Annotated in this window: 19 protein-coding genes; 4 read left to right on the top strand and 15 right to left on the bottom strand. The window is 68.7% G+C overall.

Features of this window, described 5'->3' with window-relative positions; all coding sequences use genetic code 11:
• Window positions 1–6: 6 nt before the first annotated feature.
• The 5 genes from phoU to AC1M14_RS18275 all read right to left on the bottom strand — a co-directional run bounded on the left by phoU (window position 7) and on the right by AC1M14_RS18275 (window position 6,327).
• Window positions 7–738: a phosphate signaling complex protein PhoU gene (phoU, locus tag AC1M14_RS18255; RefSeq protein WP_111827063.1), complete on the bottom strand. Its 732-nt coding sequence runs from the start codon at window positions 736–738 to the stop codon at window positions 7–9.
• A 175-nt stretch (window positions 739–913) separates the two neighbouring features.
• The gene (gene rpiA / locus AC1M14_RS18260; RefSeq protein WP_102774595.1) at window positions 914–1,594 is read right to left on the bottom strand and encodes a ribose-5-phosphate isomerase RpiA; all 681 of its coding nucleotides are present in this window, start codon (window positions 1,592–1,594) and stop codon (window positions 914–916) included.
• Between the two features lie 38 nt (window positions 1,595–1,632).
• Window positions 1,633–3,294 carry an isovaleryl-CoA dehydrogenase gene (locus AC1M14_RS18265; protein WP_102774596.1) on the bottom strand — a complete coding sequence of 554 codons (1,662 nt, stop codon included), beginning with the start codon at window positions 3,292–3,294 and terminating at the stop codon, window positions 1,633–1,635.
• 48 nt (window positions 3,295–3,342) lie between these two features.
• Window positions 3,343–4,872, bottom strand: a complete 1,530-nt coding sequence (locus AC1M14_RS18270; RefSeq protein WP_102774597.1) for an amidase — start codon at window positions 4,870–4,872, stop codon at window positions 3,343–3,345.
• 102 nt (window positions 4,873–4,974) lie between these two features.
• Complete coding sequence (locus AC1M14_RS18275; RefSeq protein ID WP_479730211.1) at window positions 4,975–6,327, bottom strand: DNA recombination protein RmuC; 1,353 nt, start codon at window positions 6,325–6,327, stop codon at window positions 4,975–4,977.
• A 142-nt stretch (window positions 6,328–6,469) separates the two neighbouring features.
• On the opposite strand from AC1M14_RS18275, the gene AC1M14_RS18280 reads away from it, so the two are divergent.
• Complete coding sequence (locus AC1M14_RS18280; protein WP_102774599.1) at window positions 6,470–7,129, top strand: PhoP regulatory network YrbL family protein; 660 nt, start codon at window positions 6,470–6,472, stop codon at window positions 7,127–7,129.
• A gap of 192 nt (window positions 7,130–7,321) precedes the next feature.
• On the opposite strand, the gene AC1M14_RS18285 is transcribed toward AC1M14_RS18280, so the two are convergent.
• From AC1M14_RS18285 to AC1M14_RS18325, 9 genes are all read right to left on the bottom strand, one after another.
• Window positions 7,322–8,011 carry a DNA-3-methyladenine glycosylase gene (locus tag AC1M14_RS18285; protein WP_181391039.1) on the bottom strand — a complete coding sequence of 230 codons (690 nt, stop codon included), beginning with the start codon at window positions 8,009–8,011 and terminating at the stop codon, window positions 7,322–7,324.
• Window positions 8,012–8,042: 31 nt separating this feature from the next.
• Window positions 8,043–8,399 (bottom strand): arsenate reductase, encoded by a 357-nt coding sequence (locus tag AC1M14_RS18290; protein ID WP_102774601.1) that lies wholly within the window; start codon window positions 8,397–8,399, stop codon window positions 8,043–8,045.
• Window positions 8,396–9,205 (bottom strand): ABC transporter permease subunit, encoded by an 810-nt coding sequence (locus AC1M14_RS18295; protein ID WP_102774602.1) that lies wholly within the window; start codon window positions 9,203–9,205, stop codon window positions 8,396–8,398. The genes AC1M14_RS18290 and AC1M14_RS18295 overlap by 4 nt, the downstream gene beginning before the upstream one ends.
• Window positions 9,202–10,122, bottom strand: coding sequence for an ABC transporter permease subunit (locus AC1M14_RS18300; protein WP_102774603.1), 921 nt, complete (start codon window positions 10,120–10,122; stop codon window positions 9,202–9,204). Before AC1M14_RS18300 ends, AC1M14_RS18295 begins: the two co-directional genes overlap by 4 nt.
• Window positions 10,119–11,246, bottom strand: a complete 1,128-nt coding sequence (locus AC1M14_RS18305) for an ABC transporter ATP-binding protein (protein WP_102774604.1) — start codon at window positions 11,244–11,246, stop codon at window positions 10,119–10,121. The genes AC1M14_RS18300 and AC1M14_RS18305 overlap by 4 nt, the downstream gene beginning before the upstream one ends.
• A 6-nt stretch (window positions 11,247–11,252) precedes the next feature.
• Entirely contained in the window at window positions 11,253–12,356 is a 1,104-nt protein-coding gene (locus AC1M14_RS18310; protein ID WP_102774605.1) for a polyamine ABC transporter substrate-binding protein, read from the bottom strand.
• Between the two features lie 111 nt (window positions 12,357–12,467).
• Entirely contained in the window at window positions 12,468–13,193 is a 726-nt protein-coding gene (locus AC1M14_RS18315) for a 3-deoxy-D-manno-octulosonic acid kinase (RefSeq protein ID WP_479730212.1), read from the bottom strand.
• A complete protein-coding gene (locus AC1M14_RS18320) occupies window positions 13,183–13,608 on the bottom strand; it encodes a group II truncated hemoglobin (protein ID WP_168202307.1) in 426 nt (141 codons plus the stop codon). The genes AC1M14_RS18315 and AC1M14_RS18320 overlap by 11 nt, the downstream gene beginning before the upstream one ends.
• Window positions 13,608–16,139, bottom strand: coding sequence for an ABC transporter permease (locus tag AC1M14_RS18325; RefSeq protein ID WP_479730213.1), 2,532 nt, complete (start codon window positions 16,137–16,139; stop codon window positions 13,608–13,610). Before AC1M14_RS18325 ends, AC1M14_RS18320 begins: the two co-directional genes overlap by 1 nt.
• Before the next feature lie 114 nt (window positions 16,140–16,253).
• Between AC1M14_RS18325 and AC1M14_RS18330 the strand changes: the two genes are divergently transcribed.
• From AC1M14_RS18330 to AC1M14_RS18340, 3 genes are all read left to right on the top strand, one after another.
• Window positions 16,254–17,228 carry a TRAP transporter substrate-binding protein gene (locus tag AC1M14_RS18330; RefSeq protein WP_111827054.1) on the top strand — a complete coding sequence of 325 codons (975 nt, stop codon included), beginning with the start codon at window positions 16,254–16,256 and terminating at the stop codon, window positions 17,226–17,228.
• Between the two features lie 116 nt (window positions 17,229–17,344).
• Complete coding sequence (locus AC1M14_RS18335; protein ID WP_102774609.1) at window positions 17,345–17,845, top strand: TRAP transporter small permease; 501 nt, start codon at window positions 17,345–17,347, stop codon at window positions 17,843–17,845.
• Between the two features lie 32 nt (window positions 17,846–17,877).
• Window positions 17,878–19,155 (top strand): TRAP transporter large permease, encoded by a 1,278-nt coding sequence (locus tag AC1M14_RS18340; RefSeq protein ID WP_102774610.1) that lies wholly within the window; start codon window positions 17,878–17,880, stop codon window positions 19,153–19,155.
• Between the two features lie 82 nt (window positions 19,156–19,237).
• Here the strand turns inward: AC1M14_RS18340 and AC1M14_RS18345 are convergent, their stop codons facing one another.
• Window positions 19,238–20,431 carry an amidohydrolase family protein gene (locus tag AC1M14_RS18345; RefSeq protein WP_479730214.1) on the bottom strand — a complete coding sequence of 398 codons (1,194 nt, stop codon included), beginning with the start codon at window positions 20,429–20,431 and terminating at the stop codon, window positions 19,238–19,240.
• Between the last annotated feature and the right edge of the window lie 2 nt (window positions 20,432–20,433).

Here is a 20,433-nt window from a genome sequence, read left to right on the forward strand (position 1 = left end):
CCCGGCCTACTCGGGCTTTTGGTCTTCGGGCGTGTCTTCGTCGCCGCGGGCCAGGCGTTCGGTGTTCTTGACGCCGGTGTGGCGTACGTCGGCGCCCTTGACCATGTAGATGACGCGTTCGGACATGTTCTTGGCGTGATCGCCGATGCGCTCCAGCGCGCGGGCGACGAAGATCATGTCGATGGCGCGCGAGATGGTGCGCGGGTCTTCGATCATGTAGGTGATCAGGTGGCGCAGCGCGCCCTTCCATTCCTTGTCCACTTCCTTGTCGCTGCGCACGACGGCGGCGGCCTGGATGGGGTCGAGGCGGGCGAAGGCATCCAGGGCCTGGTGCAGCATGGTGCGCACGGCGGCGGCCATGTGGCGCAGTTCGATGACGGGGATGTGGCGCAGCTCGCCCTCGTGGATGCGGCGGGCGACGGTGGCGACTTTCTCGGCTTCGTCGCCGGAGCGCTCCATGTCGGTCAGCATCTTGGACACGGCCATCAGCATGCGCAGGTCGATGGCGGTGGGCTGGTGGCGGGCGAGGATGCGGCTGATGCTTTCGTCGATCTCCACTTCGTGGCGATTGACTTCCTTTTCACGCTCGCGGACTTTTTCGACGAGCGACAGGTCGCCGCTGGCCAGCGCGTCGATGGCCTCCTGGATCATGGCTTCCACCAAGCCGCCCATTTGCAAGAACTGCGAACGGACGCTTTCCAGATCCGCGTCGAACTGTTTGTTAGTGTGCTCCGACATCCGGGCTCCCTGCGTGGTTGATCTCATTGCACTGCCCCGACATTGAAAGGTGTTATGAGCTGGGCTTGCACAGCCGGCAAGGTTATGACCCAAGTGTGACAGGATTATGAATCGCCCCCGGACCGCCCGCAAGGCGTGGCGGTCCGGGGTTTGCGGCGCCCGGACGGGCGGCGGCTCAGGCCTTGCGGTCCAGGCGGCGGATGCCGGTCTGGGTGGCCAGCAGCGCCACGTCGGCGCCGGCCAGCGCGAACAGGCCGCAGGTGACCACGCCGGGCAGGTTGTTCAGGCGGGCTTCGAGGCCCGGGGCGTCGGTGATGGACAGGCCGGCGACGTCGAGGATGATGTTGCCGTTGTCGGTGACGAAGCCTTCGCGCAGCCGGGGCTGGCCGCCCAGCGCCGCCAGGGCGCGGGCCACGGATTCGCGGGCCATGGGGATGACTTCGACGGGCAGCGGGAACTTGCCCATGGTCTGCACCAGCTTGGATTCGTCGGCGATACAGATGTAGCGGTCGGCCACCGAGGCCACGATTTTCTCGCGCGTCAGGGCCCCGCCGCCACCCTTGATCATGTGCAGGTTGGCGTCGATCTCGTCGGCGCCGTCCACGTAGATCGGCATGCCGGCGACGTCGTTCAGATCCAGCACTTTCAGGCCGTGGCCGGCGAGCCGGGCGGCGCTGCGCTCCGAGCTGGCCACCGTGCCGCCGATGCGGTCCTTGAAGCGGGCCAGGCCGTCGATGAACAGGTCGGCGGTGGAGCCGGTGCCCACGCCGATGACGACGTCCGGGCCGGCGACTTGTTCAACGAGTTCCAGGGCCGCGTCGGCGGCTTGCTGCTTGAGTTCTTGCTGGGTGAGCATGGCGAAAAAATGCGCAAAGGGTTGTCGAGCCGGGAAATTTAGCACGCGGCGGCGGGCCAGGCGCGCGCCAGGATCGCCCGGGTATCCGTCCCCGCGTCGAGTTCGCCGAAGATGCCGCCATCGGGACGCAAGCGGCTGGCGGCGAAGGCCTGGGCGACGGCGTCCGGGGCGTGCTGGATCAGCAAGGCGGCCTGCCACAGGCGCGCCAGGCCGGCGGCGATGCGCCGCGCCTGGAACGGCGCCTGGGCCGGATCGGCCAAGAGCGCGCGCCAGCGCGCCAGGGCTTCGTCGAAGTCCCGGTTCTGCCCCCGCGCCGCGGCCAGTTCGCGCTCCAGCGCCGGCAGCGCCTCTTCCTCGCGCTGCAGGGCGCGCAACACGTCCAGCGCCATCACGTTGGCCGAGCCCTCCCAGATGGAATTGACCGGCGTTTCGCGGTAAAGCCTGGGCATGGGGCCGTCTTCGACATAGCCGTTGCCGCCCCAGACTTCCATGCATTCGGCCACCGCGGCGACGGCGCGCTTGCAGACCCAGAGCTTGGCGGCGGGCGTGCCCACGCGGACCAGGGCGCGGGCCCCGGCGTCGGCGCGTTCATCCACGGCGCGCGCCAGCCGCAAGGCCAGCGCCGTGGCGGCCTCGCTTTCCAGCGCCAGGTCGGCCAGCACATTACGCATCAGCGGCTGTTCGAGCAGGGGCTTGCCGAAGGCGTGGCGGTGGCGCGCATGATGCACGCCCTGCACCAGCGCCTGCCGCAGCAGCGCGCTGCTGCCCAGCACGCAGTCCAGCCGCGTGGTGGCGGCCATTTCGAGCAGCGCGACCAGGCCCCGGCCCGGTTCGCCCAGCAGCACGCCCCAGGCGTCTTCGAACTCGACCTCGGCGCTGGCGCTGCTGCAATTGCCCAGCTTGTCCTTCAGGCGCCGCACGCGCACGGCGTTGCGCGGGCCGTCGGGTATCCAGCGCGGCACGAAAAAGCAGCCCAGCCCTTCGTCGGTCTGCGCAAGCACCAGATGCGCGTCGGCCTGCGGCACCGAGAAAAACCATTTGTGCCCCACCAGCCGGTAGGGGCTGCCGCGGCCCGGCGCGCCCAGCGGCGCGGCGCGCGTGGTCACGGCGCGCAGGTCGGAGCCGCCCTGCTTCTCGGTCAGGCCCATGCCGATCAGGGCGCTGCGCTTGGCCGCCAGCGGCGCGTCGGCGCCGTCGAATTCGCGCGCGTACAGGGCGTTGAGCCACAGGCCGCCGAAGTCCACGGCGCCGGCCGGCTCGCGCTGCAGCAGCGGCACCGCGGCGAAGGTCATGGTGGTGGGGCACAGCGTGCCGGCCTCGACCTGGCCCTGCATCAGGTAGGCCGCCGCGCGCGCCACCTGCGCGCCCGGCTCGGGATGCTGCCAGGCCCGGCTGTGCAGGCCGCGCGCCATGATGCCGCTCATCAGCAGGTTCCATGACGGATGGAATTCGATGTGGTCGATGCGGTGGCCGCTGCGGTCGTAGCTGTGCAGTTGCGGCTTATGGCGGTTGGCCTGCGCGCCGGCTTCCAGCGTCTGCGCGCGGCCCAGCCAGGCGCCGTGCTCGGCCAGCTCGCCGGCCCAGGCCTGCGCGCCCTCGCGGCTTACCGCTGCGCGCAGCGCCGGGTCGGTCTCGTACAGCGAATAGTCCTCCAGGGGCGGGACCTGGTTGAACACGATGTGCGTCTCGAACGATGGCATGGGCGAGCCTCCGTGTGTCTTGCCGCGGGTCCGCGCGGCGCGCCGGCCTCAGCGGGCCATGGGCGCCACCAGGGCCCAGGGCCGCAGCGCCTCGACCTGCGCGGCCAGCTCCAGCAGCAGGGCCTCGCTGCCCAGCGGCCCCATCAGCTGGATGCCGATGGGCAGGCCGTCGGACGACATGCCGTAGGGAATGGAGATGGCGGGCATGCCGGTCAGGTTGGCCAGCGGCGCAAACGGCGAATAGCCGATCACGCCCTTCTTGCCCAGACGGTAGGCCAGATAGTCGGCGTTGTCCATGGCATAGCGGCCGATGGGCGCCGGCGGCTGCGCCAGCACCGGGCTGAGGAACAGGTCGTAGCCCTGCGCGCCTTCGCGCGCCAGGAAGCGCCCGACCCGGCGGGTGATCTCGTGGCAGGTGTCCACGCAGGCCACGTATTGCGCGCCGGAGATGGCGCGCGCGTATTCGCGCGCGCCCAGCGTGGTGGGCTGCAGCTCGTCGGCGGCCAGCCGCTTGCCGCGCGCGCCGACGAAAGCGTCGATGGCGTTGGCCGCGGCGCTGGCGATCAGGGGCAGCATGGGCGAGAGCACCTCTTCGGAGCCGACCGGCGGCGCGGCCGGCGCCAGCTCGTGGCCCAGCCCGGCGAAGAAACGGGCGGCCTCGTCCACCACGGCCGCGACTTCGGGATGGATGGCCTCGCCTTCGTAGGTGGTGGTGACGAACGCGATGCGGCGGCGCGCGGCCGCGTACGGATCGGCCGCCACCCGCGCCACGACCGTGCGGTAGGACTCGGGCGGCTGGGCCGGCGCGGCGTACGGCGCGCCCACGTCGGCGCCGGCGCTGATGTCCAGCGCGGCGGCGCAGTCGCGCACCGACAGCGTCATCATGTGTTCGGTGGCCAGGCCGCCCCAGCCCTCGCCCTTGAGCGGACCCAGCGGCATCAGCCCGCGCGAGGGCTTCAGGCCCAGTACGCCGCAGCACGAGGACGGGATGCGGATCGAACCGCCGCCGTCGCTGCCGTGCGCGATGCGCACCATGCCGCTGGCCAGCGCCGCGCCCGCGCCGCCGCTGGAGCCGCCGGCGCTGTGGCCGGCCTTCCAGGGATTCTGCGTGGCCGGGCCGTAGACGGGCGATTCGGTGGTGGGGCTCAGGCCCAGTTCCGCGCTGGTGCTGCGGCCGAAGGGGATCAGGCCGGCGCGGCGGTAGCGCTTGACGAGTTCGGCGTCGACGTTCCATTCGACCTGGCCGTACAGCACCGAGCCCATGGCGCTGGGCAGGCCCAGCGCGGCGGTGCCGAGATCCTTGAGCAAGGTGGGCACGCCCAGGAACGGACGCCGCTGCAATTGCGCCTGCCGCTGGCCGGCGGGCATCGCGGCCAGTTCGTCGTCCAGCAGTTTCGCCAGGTGCAGGCCGGTCTCGGCCTGCACGCCGCAGGCCGCGTTGATCGCGGGGTTGCGGGCCGCCACCCGGTCCAGCGCCTGCTGCATGGCGGCTTGCGCGGTCGTGACCCCCAGCGCGATGTCGGCGCCCAGCGCCGTCGCGTCGAGGGGGGAGGAATCATGGCGTTCGGCGGTGCTCATGCTGCGATGCTCCTGGTATCGACGGCGAATTGCCGTAGCCCCCAGGATATCGGCACAAGCAGCGGGCAACAAGGGCATGCCCGCCAGCCCCGGACCGAGGGCTCAGCGCGGCCCGGGTTCGTCCGGCTCCGGCTCGTCGCCGGCCTCGCCCAGCAGCAGCCGCGCGTCGGCCTCGGGCAGCGCCTCCACGTCTTTCAGGTTGCGCAGCATGGCGCGCGTGCGCACCTCGGTCTGGCCGATCTTGTTGCTGGCGGTGTCCAGCGTTTTCTTCACGCTGGCCAGCGCGTCGCCGAACTTGCCGAATTCGGTCTTGACCGCGCGCAGCACCTGCCAGACTTCGGACGAACGCTGTTCGATCGCCAGCGTGCGGAACCCCATTTGCAGGCTGTTGAGCAGCGCCGCCAGATTGCTGGGGCCGGCCACGTTGACCCGCAGGTCGTGTAGCCGGTCGAGCAGGCCCGGACGGCGCAGCACTTCGGCATACAGGCTTTCCGTGGGCAGGAACATGATGGCGAAGTCGGTGGTGTGCGGCGGCGCCACGTATTTGGCGGCGATGGCGCGCGCCTGCAGCTCGACCGCGCGGCCCAGCGCGGCGCCGGCGGTCTTCACGCCTTCGGCGTCGGCGGCGTCCTGCGCGTCCATGAGGCGCTCGTATTCTTCCTTGGGGAATTTGGCGTCGATGGGCAGCCAGACCGGCTCCGCGCCCTCGCCCCGGCCCGGCAGGCGGATGGCGAATTCCACCACCGCGTCGCTGCCCGGCACGGGCTTGATGTTGCTGGCGTACTGGTCCGGCGTCATGTTGTCTTCGATCAGCCGGGCGAGCTGCACTTCGCCCCAGGTGCCGCGCGACTTGACGTTGGTCAGCACGCGCTTGAGGTCGCCCACGCCGGCGGCCAGGGCCTGCATTTCGCCCAATCCCTTGTGGACCGCTTCGAGCCGGTCCGACACCAGCTTGAAGGATTCGCCCAGGCGCTGCTCCAGCGTGGCGTGCAGCTTCTCGTCCACGGTGCGGCGCATTTCCTCGAGCTTGGCGCTGTTGTCGGTTTGCAACGCCTGAAGGCGCTGGTCGACGGTGGCGCGCACTTCCATCAGGCGGCGCTCGTTGATCTGGATGAGGCCTTGCAGCTGTTCCGAGAAGCCCGTGGCGAAGCGCGCCAGCGATTGCGCCGACTCGGCGCGGGCGGCCTGGGCGTCGCGCGCCAGGCCCGCGCGCAGTTCGTCCTGCGACTGGGCGGCTTCGGCGCGCAGCGCGCGCTGGCCTTCGGCGAATTCGCTGCGCAGCCCGCGCTGGCCTTCCGCGATCTCGGCGCGCAGCGCGCGCTCGGTCCGTTCCAGCCCGTCGAGCAGCGCGTCCAGGCGCGCGTCCCGGGCGGGCGGCCGCAGCCAGGCCAGCAAGGCCGCCAGAAAAGCCAGCACCGCGCCGCCGGCGGCGACCCAAAGCAGAATATCGTTCAAAGCATGCGTCTCCAAAGCCAGGATTGTAGGGCCGGCGCCGCCCGATCCGGAGTTGCCCGACTGCTTTTGGCCGCCAACGGGATTACACTCAGGACCAACCAAACAGGTCTCAGCCTTGAATCCCGCCGATCCTTTCTCCTGTATGTCCGCGGCTTCGTTCCAGTCGGTTTTCGGCCCGCTGGATCTGGACGCCGCAACGCCGCTCGCCACCGGTCACGACCGGCATATCTTCCAGCATCCGCACATGCCGTCCCTGCTCGTCAAGGTCATGGACATGCGCGCCCGCGCCGTGTACCTGGAGACGCGCCCGTTCAAGCGCTGGTACAAGCAGTACCAGCGCGAAAGCGCCTACCGCGTCTACCTGAACGAGATCTCCGAATACGTCACCACCACCACCCGGCCTTCGGGCGTGTGGCAGGTGCCCATGGCCCGCATCCTGGGCGTGGCCCAGACCACGCTCGGCCTGGGCCTGCTGGTCGAGAAGATCTGCGACGCCGAGGGCAACATCGCCCCCACCGTCGCCGACCTGGCCTACCAGGGCAAGCTGGACGCGGCGCTGAACGCGCAGCTCGACGAGTTCTTCGAAGACCTGGCCGACGCCCACGTGGTGCTGCACGACATTTCCGCCAGCAACATCGCCTGCGGCCTGAACGCCGACGGCAAGCCCGGCCTGTACCTGATCGACGGCTTCGGCGGGCTGCCGCTGATCCCGGTATACGCCTGGAGCAAGCGCCTGAACCGCCGCCGCATCGAGCGCAAGTCCACGTCCATGCGCGCGCGCCTGCAGGCGCGCCTGGGTTAGGGGCGGATTGGGACGCCCGATGGGTTCCGCGCGTTGGGCATCCGATTTTTTTGGCGGGGCTTGCCGCGCTGCACCCATCCTACGACCACCCGCGACATGCCGTAGGATGGGTGCAGCGCGAGATGCCATCCGCAAGAACGAAACCGTCAAACGCGCGGAACCCATCGGCCGGCGAAAGCCGGCATTCCCCCATCAAACCGCGTCAGGCGCCCGCTCCAGCACGACGCCCTGGCGGTCCACCCACACATAGTCGTGGCCGGCGCGCTGGCCGCGCCGCAGCGGATTGCGGGTGCAGAAGGCGGCATAAGCCGGGTCCACGAAACGGTAGCTCAGGTGTTCGTCGCGGCCTTGCGGTATGCCCAGCCGCGTGGTGCAGATCAGCGCCGCCGGCGCCTCGCCGACGTCTTCCACGTAAAGGCCGCGAGCGTCGAAGCGGCGCGCGTCCCAGTCCGGCACCTTCAGCCCCAGCGCCCGGCACAGCAGCGTCTGGCCGGCGCACAGGCGTCCCGGCGGCCGCGGCCGGCCCTGCGCGTCCGGGTTCAGTTCCTGCATGCGGGCCAGCGAACGCGGACCGGACAGCGCGTCGGTATAGGGATAGCCGGACTTGATCAGCACGGCGTTGCCGGGACCGCCCGCGCTGAAGTTCAGCGAATCCCCGCCGCGGGCGTAATACATGTAGACCGTGCCGCCGTCCATGAAGAGCGCGCGGCGCTTGTGGGTGTAGCCGAGCGAGGCGTGGCTGCCCTTCTCTTCCAGGTAGTAGGCCTCGGTCTCGATGATGCGCGCCGCCAGCCACAGGTCGCCGACGCGATGCCGGATCACCTTGCCCAGCAGCTCGCGCGCCAGCTGCGCCGCGTCGCGGTCGAAGAACGCGTCGGGCAGCTTGCGCGCGCCCGCGCCTGAGCCGGCCGCCTCAGGCGAAGCGTTCGCCGTAGCGCTTTTCGCTGAAGCCAACGCTGACCTCGCCGTCCGGCGTGACCGTGACCGGCCGGCGCACCAGCGCCGGGAAGTCCGCGATCAGTTCGCTCCATTGCGCGTCGGTGTGCGCCGTCTTGCGCGCTTCGGGCAGATTGCGCCAGGTCATGGAAGCGCGGTTGACCAGCTTTTCCCATCCGCCGACCTTGCCGGCCCAGGCCTTGAGGGTGGCGGCGGGCACGGGGTGGTCGCGGTAGTCCACGAATTCGTGTTCTACGCCGTGTTCGGTCAGCCAGTCGCGCGCCTTGACGCAGGTGCTGCACTTGGTCAGGCCATACAGGGTGGTTTGCTTCATTTGGGTTCGGACTCCTTGCGCCATTGCATGCGGTTGGCCAGGATCACGCAGGTGCCCACCGCCAGGATGAACAGGGTGGCCAGCGCGTTGATCTCGGGCTTGAGGCCCAGCCGCACCCGCGAAAAGACTTCCATGGGCAGCGTGCTGGAGCTGGGGCCGGACAGGAATGAAGCCAGCACCACGTCGTCCAGCGACAGGGTGAAGGACAGCAGCCAGGCCGAGGCCAGCGCCGGCGCGATCAGCGGCAGCGTGATCCGGAAGAACACGGTGATGGGCGTGGCGCCCAGGTCCAGCGCGGCTTCTTCGAGCGAACGGTCCAGGTCGCGGATGCGGGTCTGGATGATGACCGCCACGAAGGCCATGCACAGGGTCACGTGGCCCACCCAGATCGTGAACATGCCGTTCTCGGCCGGCCAGCCCAGCGTGCCGCGCAGCTCCACGAACATCAGCAAGAGCGAAATGCCCAGCACCACCTCGGGGATGACGAGCGGCGCGCTCAGCATGCCCACGTACAGCGCGAAACCGCGGAAACGCCCCATGCGCCCGAGCACGTAGCCGGCCCAGGTGCCGATGATGACGGCGGCGGTGGCGGTCAGGGCGGCGATGCGAAAAGACAGCCAGGCCGCGCGCAAGAGCGCGTCGTCGTTAAAGAGCGACTCATACCAGCGGAACGACAGCCCGGTCCAGGACGTGACGGTGGGCGACTCGTTGAACGAGAACACCATCAGGCTGATGATGGGCACGTACAGGAAGAAGTACCCCAGCCCCAGCACGACGCCGCGCAAAGTCTTGTTGGGTCCGTTCATTTGCGGCCTCCGGCGGCCTGCTCCTGCTGCCTGACCTGGTTGTACTGGAAGACCACCAGCGGCACGAGCAGCAGCAGCACCATCACGCAGGTCACGGCCGAGGCCATGGGCCAGTCGGCGTTGTTGAAGAACTCGTTCCACATGACCCGGCCCATCATCAGCGTGTTGGCCCCGCCCAGCATTTCCGGGATCACGTATTCGCCGACGGACGGGATGAACACCAGCATGGCGCCGGCGATCACGCCCTGGCGCGACAGCGGCACGGTGATCTGCCAGAACGCCTGCCAGGGCCTGGCGCCCAGGTCATAGGCCGCTTCCAGCAGGCGCAGGTCCATCTTCACCAGCGTGGCGTACAGCGGCAGGATGAAGAACGGCAGATAGGCGTAGACCATGCCGATATAGACCGCGACGTCGGTGCGGTAGATTTCGAGCGGGCTGGAGATGATGCCCAGGCCCTGCAGCAGGTTGTTGAGCAGGCCGTCGTTGCGCAGGATGCCCACCCAGGCGTAGACGCGCAGCAGCAGCGAGGTCCAGAACGGCAGGATCACGCCCAGCAGCAGCAGGTTGCGCACCGACGGCGAGGAGCGCGCGATGTAGTACGCGATGGGATAGCCGATCAGCACGCAGATGAGCGTGGTGACGGCGGCGATCTTGACCGAGTTCAGGTAGGTGGCGAAGTACAGGCTGTCGGTGAACAGCAGGATGTAGCCGCGCAGGTGCAGGCTGAACTGCACCGCCTCGTCCTTGAATTCCGCCAGCGAGGTATAGGGCGGAATGCCGAACTTCAGCTCGGCGAAGCTGATCTTGAAGACCAGCAGGAACGGCACCAGCAGGAACAGCACCAGCCAGGCGTACGGCGGCACTACCGCCAGCGCGCGGCCCGAGGGCAGCCAGTCGCGGGGCGAGAAGCGCATCATGACGCCAGCACCGTCGCGCTGTCCGCGTCCCAGCTGACGAAGATTTCTTCGTCGATGCCGGGCGCGTCCATCTGGGCGAGCAGCTGGCTGGGCACGCTGGCCTCGACCGTCTTGCCCGAATCGAGGCGGATTTGATAGAGCGCGTAGCTGCCCATCCAGGCCATGTGGCTGACCATGCCGTGGGCCCAGTTGTATTCGCCTTCGGGCTGCTCGCGCGAGACCACCAGGCGCTCGGGGCGGATGGAGACGTGGACCTCCATGCCCAGCGGTTCGCTCACGCCGTGGTTGACGAAGAGCGGACGGGTCAGCTCGCCGCACTCGATGGCGACGTGGTCGGGTTCGTCGACCACGATGGTGCCGGTGAACATATTGGTCGAGCCGATGAAGCTGGCCACGAAGCGCGAGTTCGGAAACGCGTAGACGTCCTGGGGCGAGCCGCACTGGACGATCTGGCCTTCGGTCATGACGGCCAGGCGGTGGGCCATGGTCATGGCCTCTTCCTGGTCGTGGGTGACCATGATGCAGGTCACGCCGACCTGCTCCAGGATCTTGACCAGCTCGATCTGGGTCTTCTGGCGGATCTGCTTGTCCAGCGCCGACATGGGCTCGTCGAGCAGCAGCAGCTTGGGACGCTTGACCAGGCTGCGCGCCAAGGCCACGCGCTGCTGCTGGCCGCCCGAAAGCTGGCTGGGCTTGCGGCGCGAATAGCCGGCCATCTGCACCAGGTCCAGGGCCTCGAACACGCGGTCATGGATCTCGGCGCGGTCCACGCCTTCCTGCTTCAGGCCGAAGGCCACGTTGGCCTCGACCGTCATGTGCGGGAACAGCGCGTAGGACTGGAACATCATGTTCACGGGCCGGCGGTACGGCGGCACGTGGGTGATGTCCTCGCCGTCGAGCAGGATCTGGCCCGAGGTGGCTTCTTCGAAGCCCGCCAGCATGCGCAGCAGCGTGGACTTGCCGCTGCCCGAGCTGCCCAGCAGGGCGAAGATCTCGTTGCGCTTGACCGACAGGTTGACGGAACGGACGGCGACCACGTCGCCGAAAATCTTTACGACATCGGAGATCCGGACGAACTCGTCCGGATCGGTCGAGTGCTGCGCCGAGTAACGGCTTTCGCTCATGATGACTTATCTTCCCGACTTCAGCTCGGACCACATCCGGTTTTGCAGGCGCTGGATGTTCAAGGGCAGCGCCTTGATCACGTAGAGGGTCTTGGAGACCTCGGCCGGCGGGTAGATCATGGGGTTCTCGGCCACGTCCTTGACCACGTACTGCCGCGCCTCTTTGTTGGCGTTCGGGTAGAACATGGTGTTGGTGATGGCGGCGTGGACCTTGGGCGTTTCGATGTAGTTGATGAACGCGTGGGCTTCCTCGGGATGCGGGGCGTCCTTGGGGATGACCATCAGGTCGAACCACGCCGGCGCGCCGCCCTTGGGAATGAAGTAGTTCACTTCGTAGGGCTTCTTGGCCTCCTGGGCGCGCTTGCGGGCGATCATCACGTCGCCGGAAAAGCCGTAGACCATGCACAGGTCGCCCACGGCGAGCTCATCGATGTAGCCCGAGGAGCTGAACTGGCGGATGTACGGGCGGATCTTCATCAGCACGTCCAGCGCGGCCTTGTAGTCGTCGGCGCTGGTGCTGTTGGGGTCCTTGCCCAGGTACTTGAGCACGGCGGGGAACACCTGGGCGGCCTCGTCCAGCATGGAGATGCCGCATTCCTTCAGCTTGGCGGCATTCTCGGGCTTGAAGATCATGTCCCAGCTGGCCAGGTCGACGCCGTCGCCCATGATCTGCTTGACCTTGGTGACGTTGTAGCCCAGGCCGTTGGTGCCGTAGCCCCACGGAATGGCGTACTCGTTGCCCGGATCGACCGAGGCGACCAGCGCCATGACCTCGGGGTCGAGGTTCTTCCAGTTGGGGATCTTGGACTTGTCCAGCTTCTGGAACAGGCCGGCCTCGATCTGGCGCGAGGCGTAGTGCGTGGACGGGACAACGACGTCATAGCCCGATTTGCCGGCCAGCAGCTTGGCCTGCAGGGTGTCGTTGCTGTCGTAGACGTCATAGCGGACCTTGATGCCGGTTTCCTTTTCGAAACCCGGAATCGTGTCCGGCGCCGTGTATTCGGCCCAGTTGTAGACGTTGACGACCTTGTTCTGCGCGACCGCCGCCGATGTCGCCGCGGCAGCCAACATCGTTCCCAGCGCCCAGCGCATGCCCGCCCGTAGTTTCATTACCAGCCCCTTGCGTTATGCCGTGTATGTGACAGGAGTCCTAAAAGGCGAAATGATAAAGCTTTTTAGCGATCGCCTGCCCAACTTTGCCGGGGGATCGGCCCGGCGGCCTCAGGGCTGGATGCCCACGCCCCAAGCGGTCCAGTAGCTGTCGCGCAGGCGCAGCCAGAAGCGTTCGCCGTCCTCGCCCGCGACTTTGCGCAGCGAGCGGCGCAGGCGCTCCAGGTTGCCCTGGCGCTGCCGCTCCGACAGCGTGCCCTGCGTGCCGCGATCGAAATCGATCAGCCAGACCTGGCCGTCGCTGCCCACCAGGATGTTGAAGGCGTTGAGATCGGCGTGCCAGACGCCGGCCCGGTGCATGCGCACGATGGCCTCGGCCGCCGGCTGCCAGAGGGGTTCGGCCAGCGCCTGGGCCAGCGGCCGCACGCCGGGTATGCGCTCGACCACGATGGCGGCGCGGTAGATCGGGCCCTGCCGCCAATACGCGGCGGCCAGCGGAGCCGGCACCGCCAGGCCCTGGGCGCGCATGGCGGCCAGCAGGCGGAATTCGCGGAAACTGCGGGTGCGGTCCTCGCCGTTCCACAGATAGGCGTCGCGGCTGATGCGGGCGATCATGCCGCCGCGGCGGTAGCGCCGCAGCACGCCTTGCCAGCCCGGGCCCTGGACGAACCAGGCCGCCTGGCGTCCGCCGGCGTCGACCGGGCGGGCCTGTTCGCCGTAATGGCCGGGGTTGAACAGCTCCGGACCGGCGTCCGGCAGGCGCGCGGCGTCGGACAGCATGGCGCCGGCCAGCGGGCCGGGCCAGGACTGGCGGCGGGCGGCGGCCTCAGCCTTCACGGTTGCGCATCCAGTCGGCCACGCCGTAGAACGACTGCAGCAGCCGGTCCACCAGGGCGGGCTCGATGTCGCGGTCCTGCATGGCGCGGCCGATGCAGGTCACCCACTGATCGCGCTCGGCCTCGCCGATCGAGAACGGCAGGTGGCGGGCGCGCAGCCGCGGATGGCCGAAGCGCTCGATGTAGTGGTCCGGGCCGCCGAAGTAGCCGCAAAGAAACCAGAACAGTTTGTCGCGCGCGCTGTCCAGGCTGGGGCCATGGGCGGCGCGCAGTTCCTTCAGGTCGGGTTCCATGTCCATCAGGTCATAGAAACGATCGACGAGGGCGCGCACGCCGGCCTCGCCGCCTAGCAGGTCGAAAATGCTGTGGGAAGAGTTTTCCACGGGTTCGGTAATGGATTGGACGGAAGACGTCATCAGGTTTCTCGGAGGGTGACCAGGGGCGGCGTGCGCAGGACGCCGCGCAGGGCAAGCGCGCCGCCCGCCCAGGCGCCGAGCATGCCCGCGACGATGCCCGCCAGCCACGGCCAGAGGCTAAGCGTAATCGTGAAATCGAATACCTGGGTTGACAAAGCCCAAGCGATGGCCGTGGCGCCGGCGGCCGCCAGCAGGCCGGCCAGGCCGCCCACGGCCCACAATTCGATGCGCTGCGAGCGCGCCAGCTGGCTGCGGGTGGCGCCCAGCGCGCGCAGCACCGCGGCCTCGCGCATGCGCTCGTCGCGCGTGGCGGTCAGCGCCGCCGACAGCACCAGCACGCCCGCGGCCAGCGTGAACAGGAACAGCAGCTGCACCGCGCGGCCCACTTCGTTCAGCACGGACTGCAATTGCTGCAGGATGGCGCCCACGTCGAACACCGTCAGGTTGGGGAATTCCTTCACCAGCTCGGGCAGCACCGAGGCCTTTTCGGGCGGCAGGTAGAAAGAAGTGATCCAGCTTTGGGGCATGTCGGCCAGCGCGGCGGGGGTCAGGATGGCGAAGAAATTCACCCGCATCGTATCCCAGTCCACCCGGCGGATGCTGGAGACGTCCACTTCGACCTGCTGGCCGGCCACGTCGAAGGTCATCTTGTCGCCCAGCGCGATGCCCAGCGTCCTGGCCAGCCCGGATTCGAGCGAGACCTCGGCCGAGCCGGGCGCCAGCCAGCGGCCGGCCTCGATCCGGTTGGACGCGGGCAGCGTCTCGCCATAGGAAAGATTGAACTCGCGGTCCACCAGCCGCTTGGCGCGCGGTTCCTCGTAGTCGTCCGGACCGACCGGCTTGCCGTTGATGGCGATGAGCCGGCCGCGCACCATGGGCGCCAGCGCGATGCGGCCCAGCCCCGCGCGCGTGAGCGCGTCCGTCACGGCCTGGCGCTGGTCGGGCTGCACGTTGATCAGGAAGCGGTTGGGCGCGTCGGGCGGCAGGGTCCGCTGCCAGCCCTGGATCAGGTCGGTGCGCGTCATGGTCAGGAGCAGGAGCGCCATCAGGCCCACCGCCAGCGCGCACACCTGGGTGATGGTGGCGGCGCGCCGCCGCACCACTCCGGCCAGCGCGAAACGCAGCGCCGGCAGGCCGGCGGCCAGCCGGCGCACCCGCGCCAGGCCCAGGATGCAGAGCCAGGCCACCAGCGCGAACACCGCGAACGCGCCCAGAAAGCCCCCGGCCACCACCGCGCCCAGCTTGGCGTCGCCGGCGAACCACCAGATCAGCAGCGCGAAGCCGGCGGCGCCGAGCACGTAGCCCAGGGCGCTGCGCGCGCTGAGCGCGTCGGCGTCGCGCCGCAGCACGCGGGCCGGCGGCACGTGGCGCAACTGGGCCAGCGCGGGCAAGGCGAAGCCCAGCAACAGCAGCAGGCCGGTCAACAGCCCCTGCAGCGCCGGAATCGCCGAGGGCGCCGGCAAGGCCGTGTCGATCAGCGATCCCAGCAGCACGACCAGCACCTGGTGCACCGCGAAGCCCAGCAGACAGCCCGCCGCCGACGAGAACAGGCCCACCAGGGTGAACTCCAGCGTCAGCATGCGCGCGACCTGCGACTGCTGCGCGCCCAGGCAGCGCATCACCGCCACGCCGTCGCGATGGCGCGCCATATAGCGCCCGGCCGCCAGCGCCACGGCCACCGCCGAGATCAGCACCGCCAGGAGCGCCACCAGCGACAGGAAGCGCTGCGCCCGGTCCAGCGTGCGGCGCACTTCCGGACGGCCGGATTCCAGCGTGGCCAGCTTCTGGCCGCGCTTGAGGTTCTGCTTGAGCCAGGCCGAATAGCCGGCCACGGTGTCGGGCTGGCCGGCGACCAGCAAGGCATAGCCGATGCGGCTGCCCGGCGCGATCAGGCCGGTGGCCGGCAGGTCGCTGGCCCGCAGCAGCACCCGCGGCGCCACGTTCACGAACTGCATGCCGCGGTCGGGCTCATAGGTGATCACGCGGTCCACGCGCAGCCGGGCGTCGCCCACGTTCAGGCTGTCGCCCACTTTCAGGTCCAGCAGGGCCAGCAGCTGCGCGTCGACCCACACCGCGCCTTCGGGCGGGATCTCGCGCGTGGTCGCGTCGGGCGCGAACGGCGCATCGGCCACCCGCAGCGCTCCGCGCAGCGGATAGCCCGGCTCGACCGCCTTGAGCGCGGCCAGCTGCGCGCCGTCGCCGGCGCCCACCATGGACGGGAACTGCCAGGTGCTGGAGACCGCCAGGCCGCGCCCGCGGGCATCCTCCAGGAAGGCGGGCGGCACCGGCTCGTCGGCGTCCAGCACCAGGTCGGCGCCCAGCATCTGCCCCGCGTCGCGCTCCAGCGCGCGGCCGACCCGGTCTGCCAGGAAGCCCACGCTGGTCACCGCGGCCACCGCCACGACCAGCGCCAGCACCAGCAGGCGCAGCTCGCCGGCCCGGGCGTCGCGCATCATCATGCGGGCGCCCAGGCGCAGGGTGGACCAGAAACCCGGGCGCCCGGCCCGCGACATATCAGGGAAATCCATCATTCCGCAATGTTAACCAACGGCCAAGATCGGGGCCGAATCCCGATATCATCCCGGGGCGGGAGGCTGTGCCGCCCCCAAAATACAAAGATCAAAGTCTCACCCCTGGAGAAGATTATGCGTAAATCCTGGCTTGCCGCCACGATTCTGGCCGCCTGCGCGGCCGCCACCTCCCTGCCCTCCGTGGCCCAGACCACCCTGAAGATGGCCTATGCGCTGTCCACGTCGTCGCACTACGGCGCCGGCGCCGACGCCATGGCCAAGTCCATCGAGGCGTCCACCAACGGCAAGTTCAAGGTGCAGCAGTTCGCCAACAGCGCGCTGGGCGGCGAACGCGAAGTCATCGAAGGCCTGCAGATCGGCACGATCGACCTGGCCATCGTTTCGACGGGGGCCACCCTGAATTTCGTGCCCGAAACCGGGGTCTTCGACATTCCCTTCCTGCTGCGCGACCTGGACCATGCCCGTAAAGTGCTCGACAGCAAGATAGGCCAGGACATGCTGGCAAAGTTCCCCGGCCGCGGCATCATCGCCCTGGCCTGGGGCGAGCAGGGCTTTCGCCACCTGACCAACAACGTGCGCCCGGTCAAGACCCCGGCCGACGCCAAGGGTCTGAAGATCCGCACCACCGAGAACCCGATCCACATCACGGCCTTCCGCCAGATCGGCATCCTGCCCACGCCCATGGCCTGGCCCGAAGTGGCCACCGCCCTGCAGCAGGGCACCATCGACGGCCAGGAGAACCCGCTGTCGGTGATCACCTCGGCCAAGCTGTCGCAGATGCAGAAGTACCTGTCGCTGACCGGCCACGTGTACGGCCCGGCCCTGGTGCTGATGTCGGCCAACGTCTATGAAGGCCTGTCGGCCGCCGACAAGGCCAATTTCGACCGCGCCGGCAAGGAATCGGCCCAGGCCATGCGCGCCTACGTCGACAACATCGAGAAGACCGGCGTGGAGCAGCTGAAGAAGGAAGGCATGCAGGTCAGCGAGGTCGACCGCGCCGCCTTCGCCGCCGCCGTCGAGCCGGCCTACCCCGAGTACTACAAGAAGTTCGACAAGAAGCTGATCGAAGCGATCCGCGACACCAAGTAATCAGTAGGAAGATCGGGACCCGCCCCTACCCGGGGCGTTTCGTCCCAGGCGGCGGGATCGCGGTCCCGCCGTTTTTCGTCCCCCACCCTTCGCGTACCTCGCCAACGGGATACATCATGCGTTTGCTTCGCGCTCTCGACCGCGGCCTGTTCAAGCTGGTCTCGGTCTTCGCCCAACTTCTGCTGGTGGCCGCCGCGGCCGCCGCCTTCTATCAAGTGATCGCCCGCTTCGTGCTGCAATCGCCCGCCGACTGGAGCGAGGTGCTGACCCGCGCCCTCCTGATCTGGACCGTGCTGCTGGGCGTGGCGCTGGCCTTCCGCCACGGCGCCATGATCAGCGTGGAACTGCTGCGCAACATGCTGGGCGGCGCCCGCCGCCGCGCGCTCGAAGCGGTCATCGGCCTGATCTGCGCCGGCTTCCTGGGCTTTCTGGCCTGGATCGGCGGCAACATGACCTACCGCGTGCGCTTCCAGACCGTACCCAGCCTGGACATTTCGATCTCCTGGATCTACCTGGCCATTCCGGTGGGCGCGACGCTCGCCGCCATCGCCGTGCTGGCCCGCTGGTGCGCCGGCGAGGAAGACGACGTGCCGGTGCGCAACGACGCCCAAGGCTGAGCCCTCCATAGAACACAAGCGCAGATACCGTTATGTCCCAACTCATGATTGTCTCGATGCTGATTTTCTTCGGGCTGTCCGTGCCGGTCGCCGTGTCGATCGGCCTGGCCAGCCTGGCGGGAGTCGGCGCCGCCAACCTGCCCTGGCTGGTGGTGGCCCAGCAATTGTTCGCCGCGCTGGACAAGTACCCGCTCGTCGCGATCCCCTTCTTCATCCTGGCCGGCAACCTGATGGAAGCCGGCGGCATTTCCGAACGCATGGTGGAGTTCGCCAAGAGCGTGGTGGGCGGCATCCAGGGCGGGCTGGCCTGCACCTGCGTGCTGACCTGCATGATCTTCGCCGCCGTGGCCGGCTCCAGCGTGGCCACCACCTTCGCCGTCGGCGCGATCCTGATTCCGGCCATGATCCGGCACGGCTATCCCGCGCCCTTCGCCGCGTCGCTGCAGGCCAGCGCGGCCGAGCTGGGCGTGATCATTCCGCCGTCGATTCCGATGATTCTGTTCGCGGTGTCCACCGACACCTCGACCGGCGAGCTGTTCATCGCGGGCGTGATGCCGGGCGTGCTGATCGGCGCGGCGCTGATGCTCTACGTGTGGCTCTACGCCAAGCGCAACGGCCTGGGCAAGCGCGACGGCGAAGGCCGCCTGCCGCTTTGGCCAGCGTTCAAGAACGCGTGGCTGGCGCTGCTGATGCCGGTCATCATCCTGGGCGGCATCTACGGCGGGATCTTCACGCCGACGGAGGCGTCGGTGGTGGCGGTGATGTACGCGGTGGTGGTGGGCAAGTTCATCTACCGCCGGCTGACTTTCAGGCAGTTGTCGCAGACGCTGCACAAGTCGGTGGTGTCGACGGCGGTGATCATGTTCGTGATCGCCAATGCGGGCGTCTTCAGCTTCCTGCTGAACCGCGCCGGGATTCCGGACGCGCTGGGCGTGTGGCTGGCGCAGATCTTCGACACCAAGTTCACGTTCCTGATGGGCATGAATGCGGCGCTGTTCCTGATCGGCATGTTCATCGAGACCTCGGCGTCCATCGTGGTGCTGGCGCCGCTCTTGCTGCCGGTGGCGCTGAAGTTCGGGGTGGAGCCGGTGCACTTCGGGGTGATCATGGTGGTGAACCTGGCGCTGGGGATGATTACCCCGCCGTTCGGGGTGAATCTGTTTGCGGCGTGCGCGGTGGCCAAGCTGCCTCTCGAACGGTTGATCAAGCCGTTGATTCCGTTCGTGGGGGTGGTGGTGGTCTGCCTGCTCGTGATTACTTACTGGCCGGGGCTGTCGCTGGGCTTACGGGATCTGGTGTACGCCAAGTGATGGCTTTAATCACACTCGTGATTTCCTGAATCGCTAAAGTGATTTTCTGGCCGGCCTTGTTTTTTAGGGCCGGCCTTTTTGTCTACGGCGCCTTGGCTAGCGCCTGGCCGTCTCGGGCGACGATTTGGCCGCGCTTTACGACCAGTTTGCGTTGTGGGCGGGCGACGATGGCTTCGGGTACGGTTTCGGCGTCCACCAGCACGAAATCGGCGTGGCAGCCCGGGGCCAGGCCGTAGTCTTTCAGCCCCATCACGCGGGCGTTGCCGTAGGTGGCGGTGTGCAGGGCCAGTTCGAGTTCGTCGTCGCGGCGGAAGTTGTTGCGCAGGCCCAGGAGCATGGCGCGTTCCAGCATGTCGGGCTTGCCGTAGGGGCCCCAGGTGTCGCGCATGCCGTCGTTGCCGGTGCCTACCGTGACGCCGGCGGCGTGCAGGCGGGCGACGCTGGGGACGGGGCGCGAGGCCGAGCCGGTGGTGACGATGCGGATGCCGGCTTCCAGCAGGCCGTTGGCCAGGGCCTGCACGGCCTGGGTGTCGGGCATGCCCAGGCAGAAGGCGTGCGACAGCGTGACCTTGCCTTGCATGCCCAGCGCCAGCACGCGGTCTATGGTCAGTTGCATGGTGAAGGCGCCGAGTTCGGCGGCTTCGTGCAGGTGGATGTCTATGGGTTTGCCGTGCCTTTCGGCCAGGCCGAAGAGCGCATCCAGATGGCCCTTGGGGTCGCGGTCCAGGCCTGCGGGGTCCAGCCCGCCCACCACCTCGGCGCCCATGCGCAGCGCCTCGTCCATGAGCTCCAGCGTGCCGGGGCGGATCAGCAGGCCGCTTTGCGGGAAGGCGACGATTTCCACGTCGATGGCATCGCGGTACTGCTCGCGGGCGCGCATCACGCCTTCGATGGCGGCCAGCCCGAGGTCGGTGTCCACGTCCACGTGCGAGCGGATGTGGCTGGTGCCGTCGGCGATCGACATCACGATCTGGCGGGCGGCCTGGCGACAGGGGTCCAGGCCCAGTTCGCGCCTTGCGGCGCGTTCGTTTTCGATGCGGTCGATCAGGCGCGGGCCCACCTCGTTGCGGTACCAGGGCATGCCGTACAGGGTCTTGTCCAGGTGCGCGTGGGCGTCGATCAGGCCGGGCAGCAGCAGCGCGCCGCCGCCATCGACGACGGGCACGCCCTGCGGGGCGGGGCCGCCCAGGGCGTGGATGCGGCCGTCGCGCACCAGCACGGAAGTCATCTCGCCGCCGGCGGGGCGGACGCGGGTAAACAGGGTGGCGTTCTGCATGG

It is taken from the genome of Achromobacter sp. SX5, assembly GCF_056711425.1.